Genomic DNA, 7,085 nt, shown 5'->3' on the forward strand with positions numbered 1-7,085 from the left:
CGCGAGGTCGGCGCGGTCGTCGTCGAGGACGACCCCGCCTTCGCGGGCGTCCTGCTCGACCTCGCCCGCGAACGCGGCTTCAAGGGCCTCGTCGCCACGCGCGGCGACGCCGCCCTCACGCTCGCCGCGCAGTACCGCCCCACCGCCATCACCCTCGACCTGCACCTGCCCGACACGAGCGGCTGGAGCGTCCTCGACCGCCTCAAGCACGACGGCGCCACCCGCCACATCCCCGTGCACATCATCAGCAGCGACGAGGAAAGCCTGCTCGGACGCAAGCTCGGCGCGCTCGACTTCCTCACCAAGAGCCCCGACCGCGACGCGCTGCACCGCGCCTTCGGCAAGATCGACGACTTCCTCGCGCGGCGCGTCAAGAACCTGCTCGTCGTCGAGGACGACACCGATCAGCGCAGGAGCATCGTCGAGCTGATCGGCAACGGCGACGTCAAGACCACGCCCGTCACCACCGGCCAGGAAGCGCTCGCCGCGATGCGCGCCACCGCCTTCGACTGCGTCGTCCTCGACCTCAAGCTGCCCGACATGAGCGGCTTCGACCTCATCAAGGAGATGCAGAAGGACCCGGCCCTCAGGGCCCTCCCGATCATCGTCTACACCGCCGCCGACCTCACCCGCAGCCAGGAGACGCAACTGAGGCGCGTCGCCAAGAGCATCATCGTCAAGGACGTCCGCTCGCCCGAACGGCTCCTCGACGAGGTGACGCTGTTCCTGCACCGCGTCGAGGCGAACCTGCCCGAACCGCAGCGGCAGCTCATCGAGAGCGTCCGCAAGAACGACCCGCAGCTCGCGGGCAAGCGCGTCCTCGTCGTCGACGACGACATCCGCAACATCTTCGCCCTCACCGCCGTCCTGGAACGTCACGGCATGCAGGTCTACACCGCCGAGAACGGCCGCGACGCCATCGGCCTGCTCGACAGCACGCCCGGCATCGACATCGTCCTGATGGACGTCATGATGCCCGAACTCGACGGCTACGAGACCACCCGCCTCATCCGTCAGAGCGGCAAGTACAAGAACCTCCCCATCATCAGCCTCACCGCCAAGGCCATGCCCGGCGACCGCGAGAAGTCCATCGAGTCGGGCTCCAGCGACTACATCAGCAAGCCCGTCAACACCGACAAGCTCCTCTCGCTGCTGCGCGTCTGGCTCTACCGGTAACTCCACCCATGGACTTCAGCCCCCTCACCACCCCGCCCGACGTGGAAGCCCTCGAGATCGACCTGCTGCTCGAGGGCGTCCACCGTCGGTACGGCTTCGACTTCCGGGGCTACGCCAGCGCCACCCTGCACCGCCGCGTGCAGCACTGCGTCCGCGCGGAGGGCCTCGCGACCGTCAGCGCTCTGCAGGAACGCGTCCTGCGTGACGCCGCCGCCTTCGAGCGGCTCGTGAGCTGCCTCTCCATCAGCGTCACGGAGATGTTCCGCGACCCGCCCTTCTACGCCGCGCTGCGCGAACGCATCATCCCGACGCTGCGCACCTACCCCTTCATCCGCGTGTGGCACGCGGGCTGCGCCACCGGCGAGGAGGTCTACTCCATGGCGATCCTCCTCGCCGAGGCGGACCTCCTCGGCCGCGCGCGCCTCTACGCCACCGACATCAGCGCCCACGCGCTCCAGCGTGCCCAGGACGGCATCTACAGCGCAGAACGCCTCGACCTCTACGCCCGCAACTACCGCGAGGCGGGCGGCACGGGCGACTTCGCCTCGTACTTCACGCAGCAGTACGACCGCGGCATCGTCCGCGCCGACCTCAGGCACAACATCATCTGGGGACAGCACAACCTCGTCACGGACGGCTCCTTCAACGAGTTCCACGTGATCCTGTGCCGCAACGTCCTCATCTACTTCGACCGCGATCTGCAGGAGCGCGTCTACGGCCTGCTCGACGAGAGCCTCGCCGCGCGCGGAACCCTCGGCCTCGGACGGCACGAGACGCTCGACTTCACCCCCCTCGCGCGGCGCTACCAGACCCTCGACCCGCGCGAGAAGCTCTACCGGAGGACCGCGTGACCGTCCCGGCGCCCGTCAACATCCTCATCGTGGACGACACCGCCACGAAACGCACCGCGCTGCGCGCCGCGCTCGAACCGCTCGGGCAGAACGTCGTCGAGGCCGCCAGCGGACGCGACGCGCTGCGCACCCTCCTCGCCGACGAGTACGCCGTCATCCTCCTCGACGTCCGCATGCCCGACATGGACGGCTTCGAGACCGCCTCGCTCATCCGCAGCCGACCCCAGACCGAGACGACCCCCATCATCTTCGTCACCGCCCACGACCGCGCCGAGACGGACATGCAGGGCGGCTACGCCCTCGGCGCCGTCGACTTCATCTTCGCGCCCGTCGTGCCCGAGGTGCTGCGCGCCAAGGTCGGCGTGTTCGTCGAACTGCACCGCAAGACCGCGCAGGTCCGCGAGCAGGAACGCACCCTGCGCGAACTCCAGGCGCGCGAGGCACGCGCCGCGCAGGACCGCCTGCGCCGCGAGAACGAACGCGAACGCCGCGCCACCCGCCAGGAGATGCGCAAGCTCTCCAGCGCCCTCGAACAGACCGCCGACCCCGTCGTCATCACCGACCGCGAGGGCCGCATCGAGTACGCCAACCCCGCCTGCGAGACCGTCACCGGCTACAGCGGAGCGGAACTCATCGGGCAGATCCCCGACGCGCTGCGTGACGGCGGCCACCCCGACGCGTGGCCCACCATCCTCGCGGGCGGCGTGTACCGCGGCGAGGGCGTCAGCCGCCGCAAGGACGGCAGCCTCTACCACGAGGAACTCACCATCACGCCCGTCAAGGACGAACGCGGACGCGTCACGCACTTCGTCAGCACCAGCAAGGACGTCACCGACCGCAAACGCATCGAGGCCGAGATGCACGCCCTCAACGCCAGCCTCGAACAGCGCGTCCGCGACCGCACCGCCCAGCTCGAGGACGTCAACAAGGAACTCGAGGCCTTCGCGTACAGCGTCTCCCACGACCTGCGCACGCCCCTGCGGCACATCGCGAGCTTCGCGGACCTCACCCGCCGCGAACTCGGCAAGGACCAGCCCGGCGAGAAAGCCGAACGCTACCTCGGCGTCATCACCGACGCCGCCACGAAGATGAACACCCTCATCGACGAGCTGCTCGCCTTCTCCCGCACCGGACGGCAGGACCTGCGCTTCACCGACGTGGACCTCGCCCTCGTCGTCGAGGAGGTCCGCGCGGACCTCACGCGCGGCAGCGACCGCACGGACGTCGAGTGGATCATTCACGACCTGCCCGTCGTGCGCGGCGACATCCCCACGCTGCGGCAGGTCGTCACGAACCTCCTCGCGAACGCCCTCAAGTACACCCGCACCCGCGAGCACGCCCGCATCGAGATCCGCCACGAGCGCCGCGACCGCGAGGACGTCATCACCGTCACCGACAACGGCGTCGGCTTCAACCCCCGGTACGCCGACAAGCTCTTCGGCGTCTTCCAGCGCCTGCACGCCGCGCACGCCTTCGAGGGCACCGGCATCGGCCTCGCGAACGTCAAAAGGATCGTCTCCCGTCACGGCGGCCACGTCTGGGCGCGCGGCGAGGAGGACCAGGGCGCCACCTTCGCGTTCAGCCTGCCCCGCCCCGAGACCCCCGCGTCGCCCGAACGCCACGACCGCAAGGTCGGCGTGCGCTGAGGGGCAGGGAAGGAAAGCGCCGCCCTCGGGGGCGGCGCTTCTGTCTTGTGCGTCGACGCGTCTCCACATGCCTGGGCGTGGCCGTCGGCACTCTGGCGTCGTACGCTCTGCCTGCGTACGGACCCACCGTCGTACGCTCGGGAGCGGTCCCTCGCTTATGCCCGGGGCTTTGACGCGTCTCCACACTCATGGCTGCCTGCGTACGCTCGGGAGCGGTCCCTCGCTTTTGCCTGGTGCGTTCACGTGTCTCCACACTCATAGGCTGCCTGCGGAACGCTCCATCCGTGTACGGACCGGAGCGGTCCGGTCCTCCTGCCTCGGGCGGCCACGTGTCCCTCCACGTGTGAGCGGGGCGGCCCTCCGCTTCTCTGGGCCGTCAACGCGTCTCTGCACTCATGGATGGAGCGGTCGGGTGCTTATGCCTGGAGCGTCGACGCGTCCCTCCAACTCATTACGCCTCGAAGTCCTTCTTCGGCCCGCCCTGCCCCAGCACCCCCGCCGTCTCCGCGACGGTCCGTTCCTTCACGCGGTCGATGTGCGTCTGCGCGCGCGTCACCTGCTCCGAGAGCACGTTCACGTTACGCTGCAGTTGATCGAGCGCCTGGCTCTTGTACTGGCTGATCGCGTCGAGCGTGGCGTACACGTTGTCGAAGGCCTTCTGGAGGCTCTCGACGTTCACGGCGCTCTCCGCCGCCTGCTGGTACGTCGCGGCGGTCTGCTGACGCAGCATCACCGAGGTGCTCTCCACGAGGTTGCTCGTCGTGGCGTTCAGCGCGCCGATCTGGTCCAGCACCACCTTCTGCCCCGCGAGCGCCTGCGACACCAGCACCGCCGTGCGCAGCGCGCTCACCGTCGTCGTGGTGGCGCGGTCCACGCCCTTGATGAGCTCCAGGTTGTTGCGCTTCACGAGGTCCAGCGCGAGGTACCCCTGCACGCTCACCGCGAGCTGCGTCAGCAGGTCCTGCACCTTCTGCCGCGTGTAGTACAGCATCTCCTCACGGACGACGCGCGCCTTCTCCGGGTCGGTCGCGGCGATCTCGTCGAGCCGCGCGGACAGCACCGCGTCCAGACGCTGCCCCACGTACGCGTAGCCCTTGAGCTTCTGCATGATGTCCCAGAGGTTCACCTTCTCCTGCTCGATCGCGGCGTTGTCCTTCTGGAGCTCGTCCTTCGAGTGGTACAGCGACGTGATGATCGCGTTCAGGTGCTTCTGCGCGCTCTCGTACTTCAGGAAGTAGTCCCGGACCTTGTTCCCGCCGGGGAAGATGCCGAGGATGCGGCGCGGCGTGAGGTTGCGGCTCGGGTCGAGGTCCTCGACGGTGCGGCGCAGATCCACCAGCGTGCGGCTCACGGCGGAATTCTGGTCGTACACGCCCGCCTTCGTGGCCTGCACGGGCTTCTCCAGCAGCCGGTTCGAGACGCCGGCGGCGGCGCGGATCTCGGCGGAGCCGAGGTCGTGGATGGCCTGCACCTTGCTCTTGAACACCTCACCGTAGGCGTTCTCGTTCAGCACGGCCTGTAGGAACGACTCGATCTGCGCGTCGAGCTTCGCGCGCATGGCGGGCTCCACGTCGAGCGCCTGAGCGGACTGCTCGGGCGAGACGCGGTCGGGAGCCTGGAGGGGGTCGAGTTTGGCGGGCGGGTCGAGTTTCATCGCGCTCCTTGATGGCAGAGGGAGAGAGGGGCCTGCACTTCCTTACGCGGGCACGCGCCCCGGCGTTCCGGGCGCCCTCTCCCGAGCATGCGCCAAACGCGGCGCGCAGGCAACCAACCAAAGGAGGAGACGGCCCGGGCGAAAGGCCCGGGCCGTCCGTGGTGTCTGCTGGGGTGACCGTCGACGTTGGGGCGGCGTACGTTCGGGGACGGCCCCTCGCTTGTGCCTGGACCGTCGGCGCGTCTCTCCACGTATGGGAGTGGCCGTCCAGCCTTGGCGTCGTACGCACCCGAGCGGTCGGGTGCTCATGCCTCGTGCGGTGACGCGTCTCTCCACTCAAACATCGAAGTCCTTCGAGCCCGTCTCGAAGCGCTTCTCCAGGAAGCGCCCGTGCGCGAGGAGCTGCTGGGCCTCGGCGCGCAGCACGCCCGACAGGACGGACGACGTGCCCTCGGCGAGCAGGTCGAGCTGTTCGAGCAGCAGATCCTTGCCGGTCTTGCCGTCCGACAGGACCTCCGTGTCCGCGAGGCCGCGCGGGAGGCGCAGGTACGCCCGCACCGCCCCCGGCAGGTAGTCCGTCGCGATCTGCTTGAGGTGGAAGCCGTGCTCGGCGTTCATCAGGTCGCGCTCGCGCAGGTACCCGGCGGCCTCCGCGACGCGGGCGCGCAGCGTCCGGACGCGCTCCACGGCTTCCGGCGGGAGGTCGCGACCGTGCTCGCGCAGCACCGCGTCCACGGCGGCGGTGAGTTCGTCGGTGGGCGCCTGGGGCTGCGGGGCGGGCGTGGGCACGGGCTCGGCGCGGCGCTCCCGGTCCTTCTTGCGCAGGTCCACGCGGGGCGCGGCGGGCACGGATTCGGGACGGGCGCCTTCGCGCGGGATCGCCACGCGAGCCTCCTCGCGAACCTCGCGGCCGAGCTCGTCGATGTCGCGCATGAACTGACGCAGGTCCGAGTGGAAGCTGCGGGCCGTCTCCTCCAGCTCCAGCATGTGCGCCCGGCGCCGGGCGCGGCGCACGCGGACCCGGCCGCCCTCCAGCGCGGGGCGGGAACCCCGGCCGTGCGTGACGGCCATCACGATGCCGAAGACGACCGCGAGCGGCACCACCCACGCCTGGGTGGACAGCGCGATCATCGCGAACAGCACCGAGAAGACGATCAGCGCCGGGGACGGCGAGCGTCCGCGCCGCAGCACGCGGCTCCACGAGATGGCCAGAAGGATCAGGGCGACGAGCGTGACTGGGGGCATGAGGCGGTGATCTCCTTGGGGGGCGCGGGAAACGACTTGCGCGTGGTCCCGCGGTGTGGCCCTCGCGCGGGCGGACGTCCGAACGGCCCGGAACTGACCGTAGAGTAACGCGCCCACCGGTTCCCCGAACGTGACGGGAAGTGGAACGGACACGTCGGCCGTCTGAGATCACCCTACGCGTCCGCGCGGGCGTTGGTTCCCGCACCCCGCGCGGGATACTGGGGCATGCCCGACTTTCCCATGCACGTCACCGTCGAGGAGGCCCGCGCGCACCTCGCGCGGCTGCTGCCCGCCCCGCCCGTTCAGGACGTACCCCTCGCGGGGGCGTACGGGCGGATCCTCGCGCGGGACCTCGCGGCGCTCGTGAGTCACCCCAGCGCCACGGAGAGCGCCCTCGACGGGATCGCCTGCCGGGAAGCCGACACGCCCGGCGCGACCCCGGACGCGCCCGTGCGGCTCCGGATCGTCGGAGAGTCCCGCGCGGGCCTCGCCTTCGCGGGAGAGGTCGGCGCG

General features: G+C 70.0%; 5 protein-coding genes and 1 pseudogene. 4 read left to right on the top strand and 2 right to left on the bottom strand.

The features are described 5' to 3' along the window. From DEIPI_RS30235 to DEIPI_RS30240, 3 genes are all read left to right on the top strand, one after another. Nucleotides 1-1,176, top strand: a 1,176-nt coding sequence (locus tag DEIPI_RS30235; protein WP_045234103.1) for a response regulator, incomplete at its 5' end; no start/stop codon positions are given. Nucleotides 1,177-1,184: 8 nt separating this feature from the next. Further along, the gene (locus DEIPI_RS0110775; RefSeq protein WP_027481788.1) at nt 1,185-2,027 is read left to right on the top strand and encodes a CheR family methyltransferase; all 843 of its coding nucleotides are present in this window, start codon (nt 1,185-1,187) and stop codon (nt 2,025-2,027) included. Further along, complete coding sequence (locus tag DEIPI_RS30240) at nt 2,024-3,673, top strand: ATP-binding protein (protein WP_045234104.1); 1,650 nt, start codon at nt 2,024-2,026, stop codon at nt 3,671-3,673. The genes DEIPI_RS0110775 and DEIPI_RS30240 overlap by 4 nt, the downstream gene beginning before the upstream one ends. A 451-nt stretch (nt 3,674-4,124) precedes the next feature. On the opposite strand, the gene DEIPI_RS0110785 is transcribed toward DEIPI_RS30240, so the two are convergent. Next, nucleotides 4,125-5,327 carry a toxic anion resistance protein gene (locus DEIPI_RS0110785; protein WP_027481789.1) on the bottom strand — a complete coding sequence of 401 codons (1,203 nt, stop codon included), beginning with the start codon at nt 5,325-5,327 and terminating at the stop codon, nt 4,125-4,127. 336 nt (nt 5,328-5,663) lie between these two features. Next, nucleotides 5,664-6,572 (bottom strand): hypothetical protein, encoded by a 909-nt coding sequence (locus DEIPI_RS35505; protein WP_052351694.1) that lies wholly within the window; start codon nt 6,570-6,572, stop codon nt 5,664-5,666. A 225-nt stretch (nt 6,573-6,797) separates the two neighbouring features. Here DEIPI_RS35505 and DEIPI_RS0110795 point away from each other — a divergent pair. After that, nucleotides 6,798-7,085: pseudogene (locus tag DEIPI_RS0110795) on the top strand (gephyrin-like molybdotransferase Glp); the annotation flags it as partial.

The sequence above is a fragment of the Deinococcus pimensis DSM 21231 genome (genome assembly GCF_000519345.1).
Lineage (GTDB): Bacteria > Deinococcota > Deinococci > Deinococcales > Deinococcaceae > Deinococcus_A > Deinococcus_A pimensis.

Excerpts from the sequence above, each read along its gene's own strand:
- DEIPI_RS0110775 (WP_027481788.1), top strand. The coding sequence starts at position 1,185 with ATGGACTTCAGCCCCCTCACCACCCCGCCCGACGTGGAAGCCCTCGAG.
- DEIPI_RS0110785 (WP_027481789.1), bottom strand. The coding sequence starts at position 5,327 with ATGAAACTCGACCCGCCCGCCAAACTCGACCCCCTCCAGGCTCCCGAC.
- DEIPI_RS35505 (WP_052351694.1), bottom strand. The coding sequence starts at position 6,572 with ATGCCCCCAGTCACGCTCGTCGCCCTGATCCTTCTGGCCATCTCGTGG.